The sequence below is a fragment of the Nitrosophilus sp. genome (genome assembly GCF_982775275.1).
In genome coordinates this window covers 15,058-37,138 of sequence record NZ_CEXZHP010000001.1, presented here as the reverse complement: position 1 = coordinate 37,138, position 22,081 = coordinate 15,058, and the positions used below count along the sequence as shown (strand labels likewise).

The window sequence follows — 22,081 nt, the reverse complement described above, 5'->3', positions numbered from 1 at the left end:
GTAATGAATTTTACCAATTCCAAATTCCCAATGCCTAATTCCAAATTTCTAATGTCCAATGTCCAATGTCCAATGTCTAATTTGGTTAAAATAGTTGAGTGGTTGGGTGGTTGGGTTAGAGGCTGAAGGCTGAATGTTGAAGGGAGAAGGGGTAAGGTAGTAAGGTGGTAAGGTGGTAAGGTGGTAAGAGAGGGTTAAATTTCCAATGCCCAATGCCAAATTCCCAATTCCCATTTACCAATGTCTAATGTCCAATATCCAATGTCCATAATTGAAAGGTTAGATATGAATTTTATTGAAATTGCCAAAGAGGTTTTAGATATAGAAGCTAAAGCGTTAATAGATTCAAAAAATAAAATTGGCGAAAATATAAATAGAGCAATCGAAACTATATACAATCTAAAAGGCAAGCTTATCGTTACCGGTGTTGGCAAAAGTGGACTTGTGGGAGCAAAAATAGCGGCAACATTTGCATCAACGGGCACGCCGAGTTTTTTTATACATCCAACAGAGGCAATGCACGGCGATCTTGGAATGATTGGAAAATCAGATGCGGTTTTAGCTATTAGTTATTCGGGAGAAAGTGAAGAGTTAATAAAAATACTTCCCCATATAAAAAGATTTGACATTCCATTGATAGGTATGAGCGCAGATGAAAACTCCACCCTTGGAAGATATAGCGATATTTTTATATCTATTGCTGTAGAAAAAGAGGCTTGTCCCCTTCAAGCCGCACCTACCGCATCTACCACTCTTACGATGGCTTTAGGAGACGCCTTGGCTGTTTGTTTGATGAAAAAAAGAGATTTTAAAAAAGAGGATTTTGCTTCATTTCATCCTGGAGGCTCTTTAGGAAAAAGACTTTTTATTAAAATAAAAGATTTAATGAGAACGAAAAATCTTCCAATAATTGATGAAAATACCCTTCTCAAAGACGCAATTGTAGTTATGAGCGAAGGGAAACTTGGAAACGTTCTAATAAAAGATAAAAATGGAAAATTAAAGGCGGTTCTTAGCGATGGAGACTTAAGAAGAGCGTTGATGAAAAAAGATTTTTCGTTGGATAAAAAAGCTATAGATTTTGCCAATAAAAATCCTAAAAAATGCAAAAATCAGTATCTTTTGGCAAGTGAAGCTTTAAAAATAATCGAAGATTATAAAATACAGATGTTGGCGATAGTAGATGAAAATGATAAAATAATAGGAGTATTGCATATTCATGATTTAGTAGAAGCTGGAATTAAATAATTTTCAATTCCAAATAATTTTAAGGGAAAAAATGAGATTAAATAAATATATCTCTCATAATACGATATATTCAAGGAGAGAAGCAGATAAACTTATAAAAGAGGGTTTTGTAAAAGTAAACAATAAAATCGTAAAAGAGCCATTCTATGAAGTTAAAAAAGGGGATAAAGTCTTTGTAAAAGGAAAACCTGTAAAAGAGAAAAAGATTTTTACCGTTATAGTATATAATAAACCAAGAGGCGAACTTGTTGCAAAAAAGGATGAAAGAGGCAGAAAAACCATATATGACTCCTTACCGGCAAAATTTAGACATTTTATACCAGTTGGAAGATTGGATTTTGCAAGCGAGGGTCTTCTTTTATTAACAGACTCTCCAAAAGTTGCGCAAGCTTTAATGGAGAGCGATTTAGAAAGAATCTATAAAGTAAAAATAAAAGGCTCAATAACCCCGGAAATGGAAGAGGCGATGAGAGAGGGACTAGAGCTAGAAGACGCTACCAAGGGAGCTCACGAAAAAACAAAAATAAAATCTATGAGTTTTGCACCATTTTTTGCATATCAAATAATAAAAAACGACCCAAAATATTCAAAACTAAAAATAGCGCTAATAGAAGGAAAAAATAGAGAAATAAGAAGATTTTTTGCACACTTTAACAGAGAAGTTTTAGACTTAAAAAGATTGGAGTATGGAGGAGTTAAACTAAACGCCCTACCCGTTGGAAAAACAAGATATCTAACAAAAAAAGAGTATGAAGATTTAAGAGAGTTTTTAAAAGAGTTTGAAAAAAACAGAAAAAGGAATAAAGATGCAAATAATTACCGTTCAAACAAATCATAAATCTGAAATGGTTGATATAACGGATATCGTAAAAGAAGCTGTTATAAAATCGGGAGTAAAAAACGGTATTTGTAATATTTTCACACCCCATACCACATCTGGAATAATTCTATTTGAAAATGTTGATCCAAACCTTCAAAGAGATTTTTTAGGGCATCTTCATAAACTTGTCCCCTCAAATATAAATTTTGCCCACGGCTCAAACGCTCACGCCCATATAAAATCTGCGATTACCGGTAGCTCGGTTACTATTCCTATTGAGGATGCAAAACCTCTTTTTGGAGAGTGGCAAGGAGTTTTTTATTGCGAATTTGACGGACCAAGAGAAAGAAAAGTTTATATTAAAGTAATAAATGAATAATTTAGCCAACATTTTAAGACCAAAGAATTTAGATGAGTTTGTAGGACAGACTCATCTTTTATCAAAAAATGCTCCTTTATATAAACTAATAATTTCAAAAAAATTACCACACTCCTTTTTTTGGGGACCTCCAGGAACGGGAAAAACTACATTGGCAAAGATAATAGCAGATATTTATGAGAGCGATTTTTACTCATTAGATGCGGTAAATTTAAAAGTTGATGATATAAGAAAAATTATTTCAAAATATAAAAACTCCCTTGTTAAACCTCTTATTTTTATAGATGAAGTTCATAGATTGTCAAAAACACAACAAGAAGTTCTTTTGCCAATAATGGAAAAAAATGAGGCACTTATTATTGGAGCTAGCACTGAAAATCCTTATTTTTCATTAACAAGCGCCATTAGATCAAGAAGTTTTATTTTTGAGTTTAAACCTTTAAGCGAAAAAGATCTTGAAAAAATTTTAAATAGAGCAAAGAAGATCATAGAATTTAAGATAGATAAAGAGGCAAAAGAGTATCTAATCAGAAGCTCAAACCATGATGCAAGAAGTATGTTAAATCTTCTTGAAGCAGCCATTAATATATCCAAAAAAGTAGATTTAAAAATATTAAAATCCCTAAGAGGCGCGGCATCTTTAAAAGGTGTTAGCTCAAAAGAAGAGCATTATAATCTAATAAGTGCTTTTATCAAAAGCATCAGAGGAAGCGACATAGATGCAAGTATTTATTATCTTGCAAGGCTTGTTGTAGAAGCAGAACCTCCAGAATATATCGCAAGAAGACTTGTTATTTTAGCCAGTGAGGATATAGGAAACGCAAATCCAAACGCTTTAAATTTAGCCGTAAGCACGTTAAATGCTGTAAAAAATATCGGTTACCCCGAAGCAAAAATTATACTTAGCCAATGCGTTATATATCTTGCTTCATCTCCAAAATCAAATAGCTCCTATTTAGCCATCAAAAAAGCCGTTAACGCGGTTGAAGAAGGTGAAATATTAGAAATTCCAAACTACTTAAAACCCCCTTCTTTCAAAGGTTATTTATATCCACACGATTATGGCGGATATGTAAAACAAAAATATATAACAAAAAATTTAAAATTTTATGAATCTAAAAATATAGGTTTTGAAAAAACGCTAAATGAATGGCTTACAAAGATAAAAACCTAAAATTTTTATCTTTTTTTTTAAGTTTTTTTTGCTGATACATTCTTTCATCTGCTATTTCGATCAATCTTTTTATATCTTTCGCATCCTCTGGAAAAATAGATATTCCATAAGAGACGGATATTAAATATCTACTAAATTTTTTCTCCAAACGCTCTTTGAAATTTTCAAGAAGTAAATTTAACGACTCTTTCTTATTTTTTTCTATCTCGGTAAAAATAATAAACTCGTCTCCTCCGTACCTTACAACCATATCGTAATCTCTAAAAATCTCTTTTAATATTTGGGCGATATCGGATAATATTTTATCCCCCATTTTATGGCCCAAAGTATCATTTACATTTTTAAAATTATCTAAATCAAGAAAAATTAATACTGCTTTTATATCTTTTCTTCTACTTTTTTTAAAAAATTTTTGAACATATTCAAAAAAATAGAGTCTATTATACAAATTGGTTAAAGGATCCTTTATAGCTTTTTGAAAAGTTTTTTCTATCTGGTCCTCTTGAGACTCTATAAATTCGTCATATTTTTTTGTTATCTCCGAAAGCAGATTTTGTAAAAGTTTAATTTTGATATTTTCTCTCATATCTCTTCCATTGCTACCAAAAGTGAAGTTTCGTTGTATAGTTTAAGTTTTTTATACATTTTATCCGGCCCAATTTCCCCAAAAGTAAAAAAACCAAATATATAGGTATCCAAAATTTTTGTATAAATTTGAACTTCCTCCTTCTGCCTATCTTCTAATACATACTGTCTGGCTACACAAGAAAAATTAAAAGCGACTTCAGGCGTTTTAAACTCTTTTTTTATTTTTAAAGCGCACTTTTTATCCTCTTCCAATATCTCGTCTGCGGTTGCAAAAGAGACTTTGAAATGCTGATTGTTTTTTAACGGTCCAAAAAATTTTACATAATTTTCTTCTATCTCCTCTATCGTTCTCATTGTGGCTACGTAACCGTCCCTCTCGTCTATAATATTAATCGGCAAATACCATAAATATCTAATGTCTGGTTCTTTTATATCTTTTAAAAACCCTTTGGCGATTTCAACGAAATTTCTATTATCCACTTTTATTAATTTATTCCCCTCGCATCTTGTTATTTTATAGGTAATCCCATAAGGTTTAAATCCTAAAGAAACGTCGATTTTATATCTTACGTTGGAAAAAGAGAGAATTATAAACCCCTTTTTTATGATTTTATAGTCGATAAACTGATAAGTCCTTAACTCTTCATTTATCTTAATGCCGGAAGATATACCGCCGATGATATTGTTTACCGGAGAATAATCTATCTTATTTGATAACTCTTCGATAAAATAGCCAAATTTTTCTTCAGACAAACTCGCTAATATTATGTGAAACTTATCTTGATTTTCATTTAAATATTTAGCGCATCTATCTATGCTGTCATCATTTTTAAAATTGGTAATATCCTCTATATAAAAATTTTTTACTTTTCCTCTTTTTTCAAATTTTATCGCCAAAAGAACTACACCCTTTTCCAAAATTAGTTCGTTTTTAAAAGTATTTATCGTATGAAAAGCAGCGTAATTTTTTGTCTTAAATACCCTTTTAATCAATACATTTACGTCATCTATAGGGAATTCTGGATGGATACTAAATAGCAAAAAATCATAATCACTTAACTCTTTTTTTAACTTTTTTTCCAAATCCTCAAAACAAAAAAGCAAAGAGGTCTTCGAACTCGAAAAAAGCTTAATTACCATTTTTTATTCCTCTTTATATTTATTTTAATAAATTAAACTTAATTAAACCTTCTCCCATCCGTGAAGTTTTTTTGCGATAAAAATAGTTTTTTCTTCATCAAATTGGGTATCGTTAATAGCAACATAATTACACTCTTGTAAAAGATCTCTAACATCCTCTTTGGAAGATAAATTGGCAGGCAAGACGATATTTGCCGCATTTTTCATCATTCTATAAATTTTTCTTAAAAACTCTTCTAAATTGTTTAATTTTTTTATATCAAGAGTTACAAAAACTGTATCATATTGTGCCTGTCTTAAATTATATCTTTCTTTATCTTCGCTAATATGTCTAATTTTTACATTTTCATCTTTTAAATCTATCAATTTTTCAAAAAGCTCTTCTTCAAAAGTTACAATCTCAAGTTCAAAATCCCTCTCTTTAGCAAATTTAGCTAAATCTTTTGAAATCTCGAAATTATCGCTAAATTGGTAAACTCTAACTCCGGGTAGTTTTGGTATTATTTCGTAAAACTCTTTTAGATTCATTATCCCCTCCATATAACTCCTACAAACCTTCCCGTTTTTTTCTCTCTTCTGTATGAATAATATCTTTCGTCGCAACAGGTGCAAGTATTGATGATTTTTATATCATTTACCCCAACATCTTTTAACTGATCTATATTCATTGAAACTATATCTAAAAAACTGTTATTTATTATATATTTTTTTCCAAAATTTTCTTCTACGATATCTATTATCTCCTCTCCTACTTCATAGCAACAAGACCTTATAGATGGACCAAATACTGCTTTTATCTCCTTTGCACCCATTTTTTTCATTTTTAGTGCACATTTTTGAGCTATTTTTAAAAAAGTTCCGCTTCTTCCGGCATGAACAGCCGCAATTAAATTATCTGAATAGAGTAAAATCGGTATACAATCTGCTACCATTACCGCTAACGCAACATCTTTTTTATCGGTAATTAAGGCATCGCATTTGTATATTTTATCTTTTTTAGCGATCTTTATAATATTTGAATGAATCTGATTCATAAAGACAATATCTCTAATACCTATCATTTTTTTTAAAATCTCTCTATTTTTTAAAACATCATCTTTATTATCACCCACATGAAAAGCAAGATTAAAACTTTTAAAATCTCCCTTGCTAACCCCTCCTTCTTTATCGGTAAAGAGATAATGTATCAATTTTTATCCTTTTAGATTTGGATGTTGAAAATTGAAAATTGGGAATTGGGAATTGGGAATTAGTGATTTTCCCAACTACTCAACTACTCAACCACCCAACTACTCAACTTTTTTAACCAAATTAGACATTGGAAATTGAACCCTCTCTTATCATCTTGACCCCTTACCTCCTTACCTCCTTACCTCCTTATCCCCTTACCACCTTATCTCCTTATCCCCTTATCCCCTTACCACCTTATCACCTTACCCCTTCTCCCTTCAACCTCTCACCCAACAACCCAACCACTCAACCATTTTAACCAAAATCAAAACTCTTTAGAATCTATTATAAACGTAACAGGGCCGTCATTTATAATTTCAACTTCCATCATAGCTCCAAAAATACCGGTTTTTACATCCACTTCTTTTCCTAGCTTTTCGCAAAATATTTCATATAATCTTTTTGCCTCTTTAGGCTCCATTGCCCTATCAAAACTTGGTCTATTTCCTTTTTTTACACTACCTACTAAGGTAAATTGAGATATTACCAAAATCTCTCCTTTTATATCTTTTATACTCAAATTCATTTTTCTATTTTCATCGTTAAAAATTCTAAGATTTAAAATCTTTTTTACCAATTTATCGATATCTTTTTCATTATCATCATTTGATACCCCCAATAAAATATTTAAACCTTTATCTATTTTATTTATCAATTTTTCATCCACTTTCACGCTGCTTCTTTTAACTCTTTGAACTAATGCTATCATCTCTCTCCTTGACATAAAAAATTTATTGAGTTATATTATATCTAAGACTTTTGGGAGGCAAAATGATTTTTAGAGATAGATTTGAAGCAGCAGAACTTCTAGCAGAAAAACTAAAAGATTATATCGATGAAAATAGCGTAGTTATAGCTTTACCAAGAGGTGGCGTTCCGATTGCCGCAGTAATCGCAAAAAAATATAATATTCCTATGGATATATACTTTGTTAAAAAAATCCCAAGTCCTTACAACCCAGAAGCCGCGATAGGAGCTGTTAGCGAAGATGGTATAAAATTTGTCGATGAAAGAGCAAAAATTATGCTAAATGTCGCAGATCAGTATATTGAGGACGTGATTAATAAGAAAAAAGAGGAAATGAAGAGAAAAAGAGATCTTTATAAAAAAGAAAAGATCGATGTTAAAGATAAAACCGTTATTATTGTAGATGATGGAATAGCCACAGGCGCAAGTATGTTAGTTGCCGCAAAATCATTAAAAGAGATGGGAGCAAAAAGAGTCATTATAGCAGCTCCGGTAGCACCTCCTGAGGTTGTAGCAAAGCTAAAAGATGTAGCCGATAATGTGATACTTATGCAAACTCCACCGGATTTTATGGCGGTTGGACAGTTTTATCAAGATTTTCATCAATTAGATGATGAGGAAGTTATAGAGCTTTTAAAATCTAAAAACTAAGCTTAAAAGCCCAAAATATTCATGAATTGCGATAAATGAATTGTTAAGATTTGACATTTTTGGAAAAATTGACCAATAATCAAATTTTTTGAAAGCTCTATAGTCTGTTTTAACGGGAATAACCTTAAAACCAAAATTATTGAATATCTTATAACTTCTTGGCATATGATATGCCGAAGTTACAAGATAGATGGCGGGATTTTTAATTTTAAATCTTTCAAAGATCTTTTTTGTAAATTTGGCGTTTTGATATGTATTTTTACTTTTTTTCTCTAACATCACACTCTTTGGCAAAAATCCTTTATCAAAAACAAACCCCAAATTAAATCCATTATTTATCTCTTCAATACTCTTTTTTGCGCTATCGCTTTCAAATCCCGAATATATTAAAGGAAGATTTTTATTATATGCCAATATCATTGATTTTAAAACCCTCTCAGTAGCTCCTGGCATAGTTGGAAAACTTTTAACACCCTTCTCCTCCCCTCCTCCAAGCACAACAACAGCTATCGGCTCTATTTTTAGGGAGAAAAATTTTTTGCTTTCCAAAGGCTTTAGAAGTAAATATGGAGCAAAATCTGTAGATAAAAACCAAAATATTATAGATAAAAAAAGAAAAATTATCTTAAATCTTCTTAAAAGAAAATATGCGGCAAAAATAGCCGCAATAAAAACTCCAGGCGGTAAAAAAAGATATGTAAATATTTTTGAGACAAAATATATCATTCTATAATATCAACACCCCTTTCGCCCTCTACCAATTCTCCTATAATATAACCTTCACTCAACTTCATAACATCTTTTACATTCTCTTCACTAACAACAAGTATCATTCCAACACCCATATTAAATGTTCTATACATCTCCTCTTCATCTACATATTTAGAGATAAACTCAAAAATTTCCAAAGGTTCTATATGATTTTTTCTAATGATTGCTTTAACATTTTTGGGCAAAATCCTTGGAAGATTTTCAACTATCCCTCCTCCGGTAATATGAGCTAAAGCTTTTACTTTATCTTTAACTTTTTTAAAAGTTTTTACGTAGATTTTTGTTGGCTCTAACAATACTTCAATCAAAGGCTTTCCGTTAAAATCACTATGATAATGCCATTTTAACTCTTCAAAAAAAAGTCTTCTAACCAAAGAAAATCCGTTAGAGTGAATTCCACTTGATTTTAAAGCTATTAAAACATCTCCAGATTTTATTCCTCTATCCTTTTGCAACTCCTCTTTTTCAGCGATTCCCACCGCAAATCCGGCTAAATCAAAATCATCTTTTTGATACATCCCCGGCATTTCCGCCGTCTCTCCTCCAATTAGCGCACACTCTGCCTCTTTGCATCCATTAGCTATGCCTTTTATTACATCTTTAGCAGCCTCAACATCAAGCTTTCCGGTTGCATAATAATCCAAAAAAAACATAGGCTCGGCAAATGAGCAAATTAGATCATTCACACACATAGCTACCAGATCTATTCCTACCGTATCATAAATTTTTGATTCAATTGCAAGTTTTAACTTTGTCCCTACTCCATCGGTTGCAGCCAACAAAACCGGATTTTGGTATCCCAAAGGCAAAGCATAAGCCCCGGCAAACCCACCAAGCCCGCCAATAACATTTTCATTAAACGTATTTTTTACAAAGGGCTTAATCTCCTCGACCAATTTAGCGCCAGCATCTATATCAACGCCACTATCTTTATAGCTTATTTTCATCGATTCCCTTTAATTTTATAATTCTTTTTTATTTTTCCTTTTTTTCCCAATCGCATTTTCCAAAAATTTTATTGAAAAACCATAAACTTGGGCAAAAATTTGTAAAAGCAAAAATTAAAAGCATCACTATAATAAAAGCTTGTAAAACCACAGCTATTTGAAACATCGTCTGATCATCTCTTCCCATCGCAAATAGATACATTATAAACCCAAGCATTATCGCCATTAATATTCTTTGAGCCTTATCTCCACACATTTTTCCTCCTTTTAATTTAGAAAACTTTTGAATATAATAGATTCTAAATTATATCATTTAAGGGCTTAACTTTTTGTTTATTTAAAAATCTTTTGATAAAATCAGACAAAATTTATCTTATTGGAGTTAATTATGTGGTTTGAAGAGATACATAACGGTTTTTTTAAACAGGGAATAAAAGTTAAAGAAAAAATCGAAGAAATTCAAAGCAAATTTCAAAAAATAGAGGTTTATGATTCTGAAGAGTTTGGAAAAGTTTTAGTAATTGACGGTCATGGAATGCTTTGCGAAAAAGATGAGTTTATATATCATGAAATGATGGCCCATGTAGCTATCTGCACCCATAAAGAGCCAAAAAAAGTATTAATAATAGGCGGCGGAGACGGAGGAGTAGCAAAAGAGGTTTTAAGACATCCAGAAATTAAAGTAGATATGGTAGAGATTGATGAAGAGGTGGTAAATATTAGTAAAAAATATTTCCCAAATATTGGGGATTGGGATAATCCAAGATTAAATCTAATTATTGGTGACGGTATAGAATTTGTAAAAGAGGCAAAAGATAAAAGTTATGATATAGTTTTGGTTGATTCCACAGACCCTGAAGGTCCCGCCGAAGGATTGTTTAACAAAAAATTTTATTCAAATGTTTATCGAATATTAAAAGATGATGGACTTGTCGTAGCTCAAGGGGAAAGCTGGTGGATAGATATGCCTTTGCATAAAGAGATAATGAAAACGATCGGTTCCTTTTTTAAAATAGTTATGCCTTATAGATTTGAGATGTATATGTATCCTGGATGCAATTGGAATTTTATAATGGGTAGTAAATTTTACCATCCTACAGCCGATATAAATCTCCATAGAGCCGATCTTCTTGAGGGAGTAAAATATTACAATTCAGATATTCACAAAGCAAGTTTCGTTTTGCCTACATATGTAAAAAAGAGTTAGGCGAACTATATAAATGGTAAACCAATTTAAGTAGATCAAGGTATTTTATGAAAGAAGATTTAAAACCCTTTGAACATGCTATAGCCTTAACCGGCGGTATAGCTACGGGTAAAAGCACCGTTTGCAATATACTAAAACTTTATGGATTTTCTATAATAGACGCCGATAAAATCGCCCATGAAGTATTAGAGGAGCAAAAAGATAAAATTGCCGAGATTTTTGGGAAAGAATATATCAAAAACAAAAAAGTTGATAGAAAATCTTTAGCAAAACTTATCTTTAACGATAAAAAAGCAAAAGAAAAGCTTGAAAAGCTTCTTCATCCCTTGATAAAAAAAAGGATAGAAAAAGAGTCTTTAAAACTTGAAAAATACAAAGTTCCCTATATTGTAGATATTCCTCTTTTTTATGAAACAAAAAATTATCCTATAAAAAAAGTTGTGGTAGTTTACGCACCAAAAGAGATTCAACTTAAAAGATTAACCCAAAGAGAGGGATATAGTGAAGAAGAAGCTATTAAAAGGATAGAGTCTCAAATAGATATAGAGGAGAAAAAAAGGCTTGCAGATTATGTAATTGATAACTCAAAAGATTTAAAGCATCTTCAAAAAGAGATAGAAAAATTTATAGAAAAGGTTAAAGATGAATATAGCTAAATATAGCGCAAGCGGCAACGATTTTATTATTTTTCACACTTTTAGGGAGGTTGATAGAAGCTCTCTTGCAAAAAAATTGTGCGATAGATTTAACGGAATTGGAGCAGACGGCCTAATAGTTCTTTTACCATATGAAGGTGTAGATTTTAAATGGCAGTTTTACAACGCTGATGGAAGCGAAGCCTCAATGTGCGGAAACGGAAGCAGAGCGGCCGCCCATTACGCATACAGTTATGCAATCGCACCAAAAAATATGAGCTTTTTAACAGGAGCTGGAGTAATAAACGCAGAAGTCAAAGGAGATACCGTAAAAAGCGAGTTGACGCCAGCTATAATTAAAGATAAAAATATACAAGAATTTGGAAAAAAATGGTGGCTTATAGATACTGGGGTTCCTCACCTTGTTACTTTTGTGAATAATTTGGATGAGTTTGATAAAGATAAAGCAAAAAAGCTTAGAAATATTTATAACGCAAACGTAAATTTTGCAAAAGTTAAAGATGGTATAATATATATAAGAACATATGAACGCGGCGTAGAAGATGAAACATTAGCTTGTGGAACAGGTATGGCTGCCGCATTTTATAGAGCATATCTTGAAAATCTTGTGAAAGATGAAGCAAAAGTATATCCAAAAAGCAAAGAAGAGTTGATACTTGGCTTTAAAAACGACTCTTTATATCTAAAAGGAAAAGTTAAAAAAGTTTTTGAAACTTTTATAGAGGAGGTTTATTGAAAAAGATTGTAACTGGTGCTGCTATCTTACTCTTTTCACTATCTATAAACGCAACGGAGCTAAAATCGATACCTTCTTGGTATTATAAAATAAAAAATATTCAAAAACAAAAAGAGAAGTTTTTTGAAATATTAAGACCCCTAGTAAAAGAGGAAAATATCAAAATAAAAAAAGAGAGGGAATTTGTAGAAAATTTTTTTGATGAGTATTACAAAACTCCAATAACCGATGCAAAAAAACTTCAAAAAATAGTAAAAATAGCAAAAAAATACAGAATCAAAAATATTTTTAACAAAAAAGAGTATCTAATAAAAATAGACACTATCCCGCAATCTCTTGTTTTAGCCCAAGCTGCGTTGGAGAGCGGATGGGGAAAGAGTAGATTTGCAAAAGAGGCAAACAATCTTTTTGGTGAATGGACTTTTGGTAAAAACGGGCTTATCCCTCAAAATAGAGAAGAGGGCAAAAATCATAAAATAAGGATATTTAAAAGTATAAACGACTCAATCGCCTCATATATGCTAAACCTAAATAGACACAGAGCCTATAAAGAGTTTAGAATAGCAAGATACAAAGCCAAAATAGGGGGCAAACCCTTTAACGGTTTAAAAGCGGCGATGACTATGCAAAGATATTCTCAGATAGGAAAAAAATATAATAGATTAGTATCTTCGATAATTAGAAAAAACAGACTCCATTTAAATGAGAGCTAAGCTATTAATTATTCTCAACTTCAAACTTCAAACTCACAACCCCGCTTCCTTCATCTTTTGAGCCTGATAATGGGCAATAAGAGGATCGATAATCTGATCAAAATCGCCGTTTTGCATAATTTCGTCAAGCTTATATAAAGTTAGACCTATTCTATGATCGGTTATTCTGTTTTGAGGATAGTTATATGTTCTAATTCTCTCGCTTCTATCTCCACTTCCGACTTGTTCTTTTCTATCTTTAGCAAGAGCCTCTTGTTGCTCTCTCATCATCTTTTCATAAATTCTTGCTTTTAAAACCTTCATAGCCTTTTCTTTATTTTTATGCTGGCTCTTTTCATCCTGCATAGCTACAACTATCCCCGTTGGGATATGGGTGATCCTAACGGCGCTATCTGTGGTATTCACAGACTGCCCGCCACATCCACTTGATCTATAAACATCTATTTTTAAATCGTTTGGATTTATCTCAACATCAACATCATCGACTTCTGGCATTATTGCAACGGTAACGGCGGAAGTATGTATCCTTCCTTGAGACTCCGTTGCCGGGACTCTTTGGACCCTATGGGTCCCAGCTTCGTATTTTAATCTACTATATACTCCCTGCCCCTTTATCTTTGCGATAATCTCTTTATATCCTCCGCTATCGCTCTCGCTTGAACTAACTATTTCTACTTTCCATCCTTTAGAATCTGCATATCTAACATATGCTCTAAAAAGATCTGCCGCAAAAAGCGCGGCCTCTTCTCCTCCGGTTCCGGCTCTTATCTCAAGATAGATATTTTTATCATCATTTGGATCTTTTGGAATTAATAAAACTTTTATCTCTTCTTCGAGCTTCTCTTTTAAAGGCTCTAACTCTTTTAACTCCTCTTTCGCAAGCTCACCAAGCTCTTCATCCTCTAAAAGAGCTCTATTTTCTTCAATAGCTTCAATAACTTTAAAATACTCTTTTGCCTTCTCTACGATAGGCTCAAGTTCTGACTGCTCTTTGGAGAGCTCTGTCATTTTTTTTATATTATTGGTAATATCGGGAGAGCTTAGAAGTTTATTTATCTCTTCGTATCTATCTATAAAGGGCTGAAGTTTCTCTTTTAGCATGGGCGGATCTAACAGAAGCTTACGCAGCTTCTGTCATAGAGTTTACAAGTTTATGAAGTCTTGATACTTTTCTTGCGGCGGTATTTTTTTTCAATACCCCTTTACTTACAAACTTATGAAATTCTCTATTTGCCACTTTTAAAGCTTCTAAAGCTTTTTCTTTATCACCAGATTCAACCGCCTCTCTAACAGCTTTTGTTATATTTTTAATTCTTGTTCTATAAAATCTATTTCTTGCTGTTCTTTTTGCTGTTTGGCGAATTCTTTTTAAAGCGGATTTATGATGTGCCATATTTTTTAATCCTTTTTAATTTATTTTAGGCTAGAATAATACCCCAAGTTTATTTAAAAAAAGTTTAAATTAATCATTTTTTAAGAATAAGGAAAGTGCTGATGAAACTTTTTGGAACCGACGGAGTAAGAGGAGAGGCCGGGAAATTTTTGACGGCTCAATTTGTTATGAAACTTGCGATGAGTGCGGGAATATATTTTAGAAAACATTCAGTTACCAATAAAATCTTGGTTGGCAAAGATACAAGAAGAAGCGGATATATGATAGAAAACGCAATTGTTAGCGGTTTGACCGCCGTTGGATACAACGTAATTCAAATCGGTCCTATGCCAACTCCCGCAATCGCTTTTTTAACGGAAGATATGAGATGTGATGCAGGTATCATGATAAGCGCAAGCCATAATCCATATTATGATAACGGTATAAAATTTTTCAACCATTTTGGAGACAAACTTCAAGAGAGCGATGAAGAAAAAATTGAAGAAATCTTTTTTAATGAAGAGCTAATTATTCAAAATCAAAAAACAAAAAAAGAGATTGGATCTTCTAAAAGAATAGATGACGTAATAGGAAGATATATAGTTCATATAAAAAACTCTTTTCCAAAAGAGTTAACATTAAACGGTATGAGAATAGTTTTGGACACGGCAAACGGTGCGGCTTATAAAGTAGCTCCTACTATATTTAGTGAACTTGGAGCTGAAACTATCGTCATAAACAATCAACCTGATGGATTCAATATAAATCATAAATGCGGCGCTATATATCCTGATGATTTAGCAAACGTTGTAAAAAAATATAGAGCCGATATAGGTTTTGCTTTTGATGGAGACGCTGATAGATTGGTTGTTGTTGACGAAAGAGGAGAGATAATAGAAGGAGATAAACTTCTTGGTGCTCTTGCTTTATATCTGAAAAATGAAAATAGATTAAAAAACAACGCAATGGTTGCTACTGTTATGAGCAATAAAGCTTTGGAAGATTTTCTAAATAGGCAAGGAATCACTCTTTATAGGAGTAAAGTAGGAGATAAGTATGTTCTTGAAGAGATTAAAAAACACAATTTAAATTTTGGAGGAGAAAATAGCGGACATATCATCTTAACAGACTTTGGAAAAACTGGTGATGGTCTTGTTAGCGCTTTGCAAACCGTAGCTCTTATGTTAAAAAGCGGTAAAAAAGCAAGTGAAATTTTAAATTCTTTTGAGCTTTATCCCCAAATTTTAAAAAATATAAACGTCCAAGAAAAAATACCTCTAGAAAATATCAAAGGGCTTGAAGAGGTTATAAAAGATGCTGAAAAAAAAGGTATAAGAACGCTTATTAGATACTCTGGAACGGAAAATAAACTCAGAGTCTTACTTGAGGGAAAAGATCAAAAATTATTAGAAAAAGAGATGGATAAAATTATTCAATTTTTATCAAAAGCATTAAATTTATGAGAGCGTATATAATATTTTTTTTAGCTTTAATAGGTGTTTTTTTAATAGACAAAAGCTTAAAAGAGCTTTTTATAAACGGACTATATTATGATAGCAGATGTATAACCTTTGGATATACTTTAAATAGAGGCGTTGCCTTTTCTATGCTATCATCTTTTAGCAATTATTTAAAATGGCTTTTATTATTTTTGATAATAGGGGCCTTTATCTATATCGTATATAAAAGATATATTTTAAAAATCCCTTTTATTTTAGGGATTTTATTTGGTGGAGCTATTGGAAATTTATACGATAGATTTATCTATAACGGGGTAGTGGATTATATATATTGGCATTGCGGATTTGATTTTGCCGTGTTTAATTTTGCTGATGTAATGATAGATATCGGTATTTTATGGATATTATATTTACATTTTATTCAAAAAAAAATATAATTTCACTCAAGAAAAATTAAAACTATTAAGCTTTAATTTAATACAACAAACAACCCATAAAATTTGGTCGCGTAGCTCAGGGGTAGAGCACTACGTTGACATCGTAGTGGTCAGAGGTTCGAATCCTCTCGCGACCACCATATGAAAAAAATTTCACTCAATTAATAAATAAAAAATTACTATTTTTAAAAAAGGATCTATTTGGAACCCATCGCAATAAAAAAAGATAACGAAATTTTAGATCTTCAAACCGCAAAAGAAAAAGGTATCGACATTGAACCTTCCAAAAAAATCTATCCCGAAAACAGCAAAGAAGCCCTTGAAGTATTGCGCCACTCTACGGCCCATTTAATGGCTCAAGCTATAAAAGAGCTATATCCGGACGCAAAATTTTTCGTAGGTCCGGTGGTAGAGGATGGATTTTATTACGATTTTAAAACAAAAGAAAAAATTTCCCAAGAGGATCTAAAAAAGATCGAAAAAAAGATGCAAGAGATCGCAAAAAGAAAACTTGACATCATAAGATACCAAATCCCAAAAAAAGAGGCGATTGAAAAATTTAAAGATGATGAATTAAAGCAAGAGGTTTTAAAAAATATTCCAGACGATACAGTTTCTATCTATAAACAGGGGGATTTTGAAGATCTTTGCCGAGGTCCTCACGTTCCAAATACAAAATTTTTAAAACATTTTAAACTATTAAGAGTCGCCGGTGCTTATCTTGGCGGCGATGAAACTAAAGAGATGCTAACAAGGATCTATGGAACAGCATTTGCTGATAAAAAGAGTCTAAAAGATTATTTAACGATGATCGAAGAGGCTAAAAAAAGGGACCATAGAAAACTTGGAGCCGAATTAGAGCTTTTTACATTTTTTGAAGAGGTTGGAGCGGGACTTCCAATATGGCTTCCCAAAGGAGCAAGACTAAGAAGTAAACTTGAATCATTACTATTTATCGCTCATAGAAAAAGAGGATATGAGCCCGTTAGAGGTCCTGAAATCTTAAAAAGCGAACTTTGGAAAAAAAGCGGTCATTATCAAAATTATAAAGAAAATATGTATTTTACTGAAATTTGCGATGAAAAAGATGATTGTGTGGAATATGGTATAAAGCCTATGAATTGCGTAGGCCACATAATGATATATAAATCAAAAAAAAGAAGTTACAAAGAATTGCCTATAAAATATTTTGAATATGGCGTAGTTCACAGACATGAAAAAAGCGGTGTTTTACACGGACTTTTTAGGGTAAGGGAGTTTACACAAGATGATGCACATATATTTTGCACGCCAGATCAGATAAAAGATAATGTTATCGAGGTTTTAGGATTTGTTGATGAGATTATGAAAACCTTTGATTTCAAATATGAGATGGAGATTTCAACAAAACCAAAAAAGGCAATAGGAAGTGATGAAATCTGGGAAATTGCCACAAACTCCCTAAAAGAAGCTTTGGATGAAAATGGACATAAATATGCCATTGACGAGGGTGGAGGAGCCTTTTATGGACCAAAAATCGATATTAAAATAACTGATGCGATCGGCAGGAAATGGCAATGTGGAACGATCCAGGTAGATTTTAATCTTCCTCAAAGATTTGAACTTGAGTATATCGATAGTGATAACAGCGCTAAAAGGCCTGTAATGATTCATAGGGCAATTTTAGGCTCTTTTGAAAGATTTATTGGTATTATGACAGAACATTTTGCTGGAGAATTTCCTTTCTTTATAGCTCCAACTCAAATAATCCTCATCCCAATAGCCGATCCCCATAAAAGTTATGCATACTTATTAAAAGAAAAATTGATTGATTTAGGTGTAGATTGCGAGATTTTTGACAAAAATGAAAGCCTAAATAAAAGAATAAGAAACGCTGAAAAACAAAAAGTTCCAATGATTGTCGTTATAGGCGACAAAGAAGTTAGCGAAAAATTTGTAGCTATAAGGGATAGAAGAGAAAGAATACAGTATAATATATCTGAAAAAGAATTTTTTGAAAAAATCAAGGAGAAATTAAGTGAGGTACGCTTTTGAGTAAGAAAAAAGATCAAGTGCTCTTAAATGAGGATATAAGAGCCGAAAAGGTTAGGTGTATAGGTGAGGATGGAACCCAGTTTGGAATTATTTCAAGAGATGAGGCTTTAAGTTTAGCGGAAGAAAAAGGGTTAGATCTTGTTTTGATCGCGCCAAACGCCAATCCGCCTGTATGCAAAATTATGGATTTTGGCAAATTCAAATATCAGCAGGAAAAGAAGAAAAAAGAAGCCAAAAAGAAACAAACAAAAATTGAGGTAAAAGAGATAAAACTCTCGGTAAAAATCGCTCAAAACGATATAGATTATAAAGTTAAGCACGCAAGAGAGTTTTTGGAAAAAGGAAAACATGTAAAATTTAGAGTATTTTTAAAAGGGCGGGAAATGGCACATCCAGAAGCCGGCGTAGAAGTCCTTGAGAGGATTATTCCCCTTATTGAAGATATTGGCGTAGTAGAAAAAAAGCCCCATATCGAAGGAAGATATGTAAATATGATGGTCGTGCCAAAAAAAGAAGATAAGAAAAAATGACTTTTATAAATTAGGAATTGGGAATTAGTTTATTTAAAAAACTGAAATTTCCAATTCCAAATTCCTAATTACCTCTTTATTTTAATCTTTCATTTATAATCTTACGATATAATATGCACCTTAAATTTTGCAAAGGAGTTTAGATGCCGAAAATGAAAACACATCGCGGGGCTGCCAAAAGATTTAAAAAAACAAAAAACAAAATAAAAAGAGGCAGTGCTTTTAGAAGCCACATTTTAACTAAAAAATCGCCTAAAACAAAAAGAGGATTAAGAGCGCCTCATTATGTTAGTAAAGTTGACGAACCAAGAATAAGAGAGTTAATAGCTACATATTAAGCTAAAACTCCACCCATTAGGGTCAAGTCCCAAAAAGGGCACCTAAAAAAACAAAAAGGTAAAGGGAGAAAAAAATGAGAGTAAAAACAGGTATAGTTAGAAGAAGAAGACATAAAAAGATATTAAAGCTTGCAAAAGGCTTTTATAGCGGAAGAAGAAAACATTTTAGAAAAGCTAAAGAGCAACTTGAAAGATCTTTAGTATATGCTTATAGAGACAGAAAACAGAAAAAAAGAGATTTTAGAAAACTTTGGATAACAAGAATAAACGCTGCATGTAGATTAAATGATATTAGTTATTCAAGATTTATACATGGATTAAAAAAGGCTGGCATCGAACTTGATAGAAAAATTTTGGCTGATCTTGCGATGAATGAACCTGAAAATTTTTCAAAAATCGTCCAAAAAGCAAAAGCGGCTCTTTAATAAAGCAGCCGCACTTCGGGGTGTAGCGCAGCCTGGTTAGCGCACTACCTTGGGGTGGTAGAGGTCGCCGGTTCAAATCCGGCCACTCCGACCATCTTTTCCTCTATATATTCTACAAATATCTATCTTTAAAAAATTAAATTCAATCTATAATTTTCAAAATGCAACTAAAGTAGCTGTAAGTTTTAAACAGATATACTAAACTTATGTCAACCAAAAAATATAATGGAGGTTGACATGAAAAAACTCATTGTTTCTGCATTGACTGCTACACTGCTATTAACCCCAAACATGTCAGCAAGTGAAGCAAGCAAGGCTGCGTCAAATTTGGCCCTATCCCAAGCTAAAACAAAGGCTAAAAAGGAACAAAAAGAGATAAAAATAGTCAAAGAAGCTGTTGATGCTGTAGCTTTCACAAATGAAGTAATAATCGCTCTGGAAAAAGAAAATAAAGATGAGGCTTTAAAAAAACTTGAAAAAGCTATAGGAAAATTGGAAGTTGTTTTAGCATCGCCAAATGCACCGGCTCTAATTCCTATAGAGAGCAATATGATAGTATATGAGTTTTCAGGAACGCTTAGGGATATCGATATAGCTTTGATTACTGTAAAAGCGCTACTAAATGAACATAAAATACAAGAGGCCAGAAGAGTTTTAAATACTCTTAGAAGCGAAATTGTTATAAAAACGGTTAATCTTCCTTTGGCATCATATCCGGCAGCATTAAAACTTGCAGCAAAGTTCATTAATGAAGATAGATTGCAAGAGGCTAAAAATATTTTACATCAGGCTCTATTAACATTTGTAGAGATAGATATTATTACCCCAATACCCCTTTTACAAGCTCAATTTCTTGTAGAAGAGGCTAAAAAGTTGGCAAAAAATGATAGAAAAAAAGCTCTTGAATTTTTAAAAGAGGCAAAAAATAGTCTAAAAATAGCAAAAGCTTTAGGCTATACAAGTGATTCTGATACCACATATAAAATGCTAAACGATTCTATTGAAAAGATAGAAAATGAGGTTAAAGGTAAAAAAGAGGCCCAAAAACTTTTTGAAGATCTAATTGAAAAATTAAAAGAGTTTAAAGAAAAATCTATAATAACAATCAAAAAATAAGGAGGAGATATGACAGTAGTAGGATTTCATCATTTAGAAGAGTTATTTAGAAGAGTGGCTTCATTGGATATTAAAAAAGGTCATGCAAAAGATATAACAGATTATGTTGGTTCAAAACTTTATGACCTTTTATTAATTGGCGAAAGAAACGCAAAATATAACGCAAGAGAGGTTATTTGGGAAAGCGATCTTCCGCTAACTAAAGGTTTGCTTGAGACTGTTATTGAGTTTAAAAAACTTGAACAAGAGTATAACTTGCAAGATATATTGGATCATCTTGCAACATATCCACCATTAAAATATCCATTAGAAACAGAAGTAGAAAATAAACTTCCAGAATATGTAGGAGCACTTTTAGTTGTTTTTGCAAAAGTTATGAAAAGCCTCGATGAAGAAAATAGAGCTGTCTCTCATGAACTTATTGAAAAGACAAAAAAAGTAATGGATTTAACACTATAGTTTTGCTACTTTTGTAGCAGAAAATCTTATATAAAGAGAGTAAAATTAAATAAAAAGGAGGCAAAATGAGCTGGAGAGAGGATTTAAAAAGAAAAGTTGAAAAGATTTTGGAAAGTCCAAAGGATGTTGCTCAAAAAATAACTTCTTTAATCGAAGATGAGATAAAAGAGCTAAAATCAAAAGCTAAAAGCGAAAAGAAAGAGATTGAAGAGATGGTAACACAACTAATCGAAGCAGTTATTAAAAAAACAAAAAAGGAGGGCAAAATGTCAATGCCGCTACTTGGAGATAAATTTCCAACAATTGAGGTTCAAACAACTCAGGGAAAGATGGTTTTACCAGATGATCTAAAAGGAAAATGGACAGTTCTTTTTAGCCATCCAGCAGACTTTACACCGGTATGTACAACAGAGTTTGTAAGTTTTCAAAAACATAAAAAAGAGTTTGATGAGATAAACACACAGCTTATTGGTCTTTCAATCGACCAGGTATTTTCTCATATAAAATGGGTAGAGTGGATAAAAGAAAAACTTGATATTGAAATCGAATTTCCAATAATTGCCGCAACCGATACATTGGCTGAACAGATAGGTATGATACATCCTGGAAAAGGAACAAATACCGTAAGAGCCGTATTTATAATCGATCCTGAAGGTATTGTTAGAACAATTTTATATTATCCACAAGAGATAGGTAGAAACATCTCCGAAATCGTAAGAGCCGTTAAAGCACTGCAAAAAAGCGATAAAGATGGGGTTGCAACACCTGCAAACTGGCCTGAAAACGAGCTTATCAAAGATAGAGTCATCATCCCACCAGCAACAGATTGTGAAACTGCTAAAAAAAGAACAAAAGAGTATGAATGTTATGATTGGTGGTTCTGTCACAAAGAGGCGTAAGCCT

General features: G+C 32.3%; 28 protein-coding genes and 2 tRNA genes. 20 read left to right on the top strand and 10 right to left on the bottom strand.

Annotation, left to right across the window (positions count from 1 at the left end):
* Positions 1-285: 285 nt before the first annotated feature.
* The 4 genes from AC30RD_RS00225 to AC30RD_RS00210 are packed head-to-tail and all read left to right on the top strand — an operon-like array spanning position 286 to position 3,621.
* Positions 286-1,248, top strand: a complete 963-nt coding sequence (locus AC30RD_RS00225) for a KpsF/GutQ family sugar-phosphate isomerase (RefSeq protein ID WP_489492097.1) — start codon at positions 286-288, stop codon at positions 1,246-1,248.
* Between the two features lie 31 nt (positions 1,249-1,279).
* Complete coding sequence (locus AC30RD_RS00220) at positions 1,280-2,086, top strand: pseudouridine synthase (protein ID WP_489492096.1); 807 nt, start codon at positions 1,280-1,282, stop codon at positions 2,084-2,086.
* A complete protein-coding gene (locus AC30RD_RS00215; protein ID WP_489492095.1) occupies positions 2,055-2,447 on the top strand; it encodes a secondary thiamine-phosphate synthase enzyme YjbQ in 393 nt (130 codons plus the stop codon). Before AC30RD_RS00220 ends, AC30RD_RS00215 begins: the two co-directional genes overlap by 32 nt.
* Positions 2,440-3,621 carry a replication-associated recombination protein A gene (locus AC30RD_RS00210; RefSeq protein ID WP_489492094.1) on the top strand — a complete coding sequence of 394 codons (1,182 nt, stop codon included), beginning with the start codon at positions 2,440-2,442 and terminating at the stop codon, positions 3,619-3,621. The genes AC30RD_RS00215 and AC30RD_RS00210 overlap by 8 nt, the downstream gene beginning before the upstream one ends.
* Here AC30RD_RS00210 and AC30RD_RS00205 read toward each other — a convergent pair.
* The 5 genes from AC30RD_RS00205 to dtd all read right to left on the bottom strand — a co-directional run bounded on the left by AC30RD_RS00205 (position 3,602) and on the right by dtd (position 7,288).
* Complete coding sequence (locus AC30RD_RS00205; protein ID WP_489492093.1) at positions 3,602-4,207, bottom strand: GGDEF domain-containing protein; 606 nt, start codon at positions 4,205-4,207, stop codon at positions 3,602-3,604. The two genes, AC30RD_RS00210 and AC30RD_RS00205, sit on opposite strands and share 20 nt — an antisense overlap.
* Positions 4,204-5,292 carry an FIST C-terminal domain-containing protein gene (locus AC30RD_RS00200; protein WP_489492092.1) on the bottom strand — a complete coding sequence of 363 codons (1,089 nt, stop codon included), beginning with the start codon at positions 5,290-5,292 and terminating at the stop codon, positions 4,204-4,206. Before AC30RD_RS00200 ends, AC30RD_RS00205 begins: the two co-directional genes overlap by 4 nt.
* Positions 5,293-5,391: 99 nt before the next feature.
* Positions 5,392-5,889 (bottom strand): hypothetical protein, encoded by a 498-nt coding sequence (locus AC30RD_RS00195; RefSeq protein ID WP_489492091.1) that lies wholly within the window; start codon positions 5,887-5,889, stop codon positions 5,392-5,394.
* Complete coding sequence (gene pgeF, locus AC30RD_RS00190; protein WP_489492090.1) at positions 5,877-6,539, bottom strand: peptidoglycan editing factor PgeF; 663 nt, start codon at positions 6,537-6,539, stop codon at positions 5,877-5,879. The genes AC30RD_RS00195 and pgeF overlap by 13 nt, the downstream gene beginning before the upstream one ends.
* A 305-nt stretch (positions 6,540-6,844) precedes the next feature.
* Positions 6,845-7,288, bottom strand: a complete 444-nt coding sequence (gene dtd / locus AC30RD_RS00185) for a D-aminoacyl-tRNA deacylase (protein ID WP_489492089.1) — start codon at positions 7,286-7,288, stop codon at positions 6,845-6,847.
* Between the two features lie 62 nt (positions 7,289-7,350).
* Here dtd and AC30RD_RS00180 point away from each other — a divergent pair, with 62 nt between their 5' ends.
* Positions 7,351-7,977 (top strand): phosphoribosyltransferase, encoded by a 627-nt coding sequence (locus AC30RD_RS00180; RefSeq protein WP_489492087.1) that lies wholly within the window; start codon positions 7,351-7,353, stop codon positions 7,975-7,977.
* On the opposite strand, the gene AC30RD_RS00175 is transcribed toward AC30RD_RS00180, so the two are convergent.
* Genes AC30RD_RS00175 through AC30RD_RS00165 form a run of 3 tightly spaced genes read right to left on the bottom strand, consistent with a single transcriptional unit; the run spans position 7,960 to position 9,951 of the window.
* Positions 7,960-8,703, bottom strand: coding sequence for a YdcF family protein (locus AC30RD_RS00175; protein WP_489492086.1), 744 nt, complete (start codon positions 8,701-8,703; stop codon positions 7,960-7,962). The genes AC30RD_RS00180 and AC30RD_RS00175 overlap by 18 nt on opposite strands.
* Positions 8,700-9,695, bottom strand: coding sequence for a phosphoribosylformylglycinamidine cyclo-ligase (purM, locus tag AC30RD_RS00170; protein WP_489492084.1), 996 nt, complete (start codon positions 9,693-9,695; stop codon positions 8,700-8,702). The genes AC30RD_RS00175 and purM overlap by 4 nt, the downstream gene beginning before the upstream one ends.
* Positions 9,696-9,723: 28 nt before the next feature.
* Positions 9,724-9,951, bottom strand: coding sequence for a phosphoribosylaminoimidazole synthetase (locus AC30RD_RS00165; RefSeq protein WP_489492083.1), 228 nt, complete (start codon positions 9,949-9,951; stop codon positions 9,724-9,726).
* Between the two features lie 132 nt (positions 9,952-10,083).
* Here AC30RD_RS00165 and speE point away from each other — a divergent pair, with 132 nt between their 5' ends.
* The 4 genes from speE to AC30RD_RS00145 are packed head-to-tail and all read left to right on the top strand — an operon-like array spanning position 10,084 to position 13,007.
* Positions 10,084-10,902 carry a polyamine aminopropyltransferase gene (speE, locus tag AC30RD_RS00160; RefSeq protein ID WP_489492082.1) on the top strand — a complete coding sequence of 273 codons (819 nt, stop codon included), beginning with the start codon at positions 10,084-10,086 and terminating at the stop codon, positions 10,900-10,902.
* 47 nt (positions 10,903-10,949) lie between these two features.
* Positions 10,950-11,558: a dephospho-CoA kinase gene (coaE, locus tag AC30RD_RS00155; protein WP_489492080.1), complete on the top strand. Its 609-nt coding sequence runs from the start codon at positions 10,950-10,952 to the stop codon at positions 11,556-11,558.
* Positions 11,545-12,294, top strand: coding sequence for a diaminopimelate epimerase (gene dapF, locus AC30RD_RS00150; RefSeq protein WP_489492078.1), 750 nt, complete (start codon positions 11,545-11,547; stop codon positions 12,292-12,294). The genes coaE and dapF overlap by 14 nt, the downstream gene beginning before the upstream one ends.
* The gene (locus AC30RD_RS00145; protein ID WP_489492076.1) at positions 12,291-13,007 is read left to right on the top strand and encodes a glucosaminidase domain-containing protein; all 717 of its coding nucleotides are present in this window, start codon (positions 12,291-12,293) and stop codon (positions 13,005-13,007) included. Before dapF ends, AC30RD_RS00145 begins: the two co-directional genes overlap by 4 nt.
* A gap of 33 nt (positions 13,008-13,040) precedes the next feature.
* Here AC30RD_RS00145 and prfA read toward each other — a convergent pair whose 3' ends face one another.
* A complete protein-coding gene (gene prfA, locus AC30RD_RS00140; RefSeq protein WP_489492075.1) occupies positions 13,041-14,108 on the bottom strand; it encodes a peptide chain release factor 1 in 1,068 nt (355 codons plus the stop codon).
* A 19-nt stretch (positions 14,109-14,127) separates the two neighbouring features.
* Complete coding sequence (gene rpsT / locus AC30RD_RS00135) at positions 14,128-14,400, bottom strand: 30S ribosomal protein S20 (RefSeq protein WP_489492074.1); 273 nt, start codon at positions 14,398-14,400, stop codon at positions 14,128-14,130.
* 101 nt (positions 14,401-14,501) lie between these two features.
* Between rpsT and glmM the strand changes: the two genes are divergently transcribed.
* The 11 genes from glmM to AC30RD_RS00080 all read left to right on the top strand — a co-directional run bounded on the left by glmM (position 14,502) and on the right by AC30RD_RS00080 (position 22,077).
* Positions 14,502-15,842 (top strand): phosphoglucosamine mutase, encoded by a 1,341-nt coding sequence (gene glmM, locus AC30RD_RS00130; RefSeq protein WP_489492073.1) that lies wholly within the window; start codon positions 14,502-14,504, stop codon positions 15,840-15,842.
* Positions 15,839-16,276 carry a signal peptidase II gene (gene lspA / locus AC30RD_RS00125; protein ID WP_489492072.1) on the top strand — a complete coding sequence of 146 codons (438 nt, stop codon included), beginning with the start codon at positions 15,839-15,841 and terminating at the stop codon, positions 16,274-16,276. Before glmM ends, lspA begins: the two co-directional genes overlap by 4 nt.
* A 65-nt stretch (positions 16,277-16,341) precedes the next feature.
* Positions 16,342-16,416: transfer RNA gene (locus AC30RD_RS00120), tRNA-Val, on the top strand.
* A 55-nt stretch (positions 16,417-16,471) separates the two neighbouring features.
* Positions 16,472-18,310 (top strand): threonine--tRNA ligase, encoded by a 1,839-nt coding sequence (gene thrS / locus AC30RD_RS00115; RefSeq protein WP_489492100.1) that lies wholly within the window; start codon positions 16,472-16,474, stop codon positions 18,308-18,310.
* Complete coding sequence (gene infC / locus AC30RD_RS00110) at positions 18,307-18,840, top strand: translation initiation factor IF-3 (protein ID WP_489492071.1); 534 nt, start codon at positions 18,307-18,309, stop codon at positions 18,838-18,840. The genes thrS and infC overlap by 4 nt, the downstream gene beginning before the upstream one ends.
* Before the next feature lie 143 nt (positions 18,841-18,983).
* Positions 18,984-19,178 (top strand): 50S ribosomal protein L35, encoded by a 195-nt coding sequence (gene rpmI / locus AC30RD_RS00105; RefSeq protein WP_489492070.1) that lies wholly within the window; start codon positions 18,984-18,986, stop codon positions 19,176-19,178.
* A gap of 74 nt (positions 19,179-19,252) precedes the next feature.
* Positions 19,253-19,603: a 50S ribosomal protein L20 gene (gene rplT / locus AC30RD_RS00100; protein WP_489492069.1), complete on the top strand. Its 351-nt coding sequence runs from the start codon at positions 19,253-19,255 to the stop codon at positions 19,601-19,603.
* Positions 19,604-19,619: 16 nt separating this feature from the next.
* Positions 19,620-19,697: transfer RNA gene (locus AC30RD_RS00095), tRNA-Pro, on the top strand.
* 143 nt (positions 19,698-19,840) lie between these two features.
* The gene (locus AC30RD_RS00090; RefSeq protein ID WP_489492068.1) at positions 19,841-20,719 is read left to right on the top strand and encodes a YfdX family protein; all 879 of its coding nucleotides are present in this window, start codon (positions 19,841-19,843) and stop codon (positions 20,717-20,719) included.
* Between the two features lie 9 nt (positions 20,720-20,728).
* Positions 20,729-21,178, top strand: coding sequence for a DUF1931 family protein (locus AC30RD_RS00085; protein WP_489492067.1), 450 nt, complete (start codon positions 20,729-20,731; stop codon positions 21,176-21,178).
* Between the two features lie 266 nt (positions 21,179-21,444).
* On the top strand, positions 21,445-22,077 hold the full coding sequence (locus AC30RD_RS00080) for a peroxiredoxin (protein ID WP_489492099.1): 633 nt from the start codon (positions 21,445-21,447) through the stop codon (positions 22,075-22,077).
* Positions 22,078-22,081 lie beyond the last annotated feature (4 nt).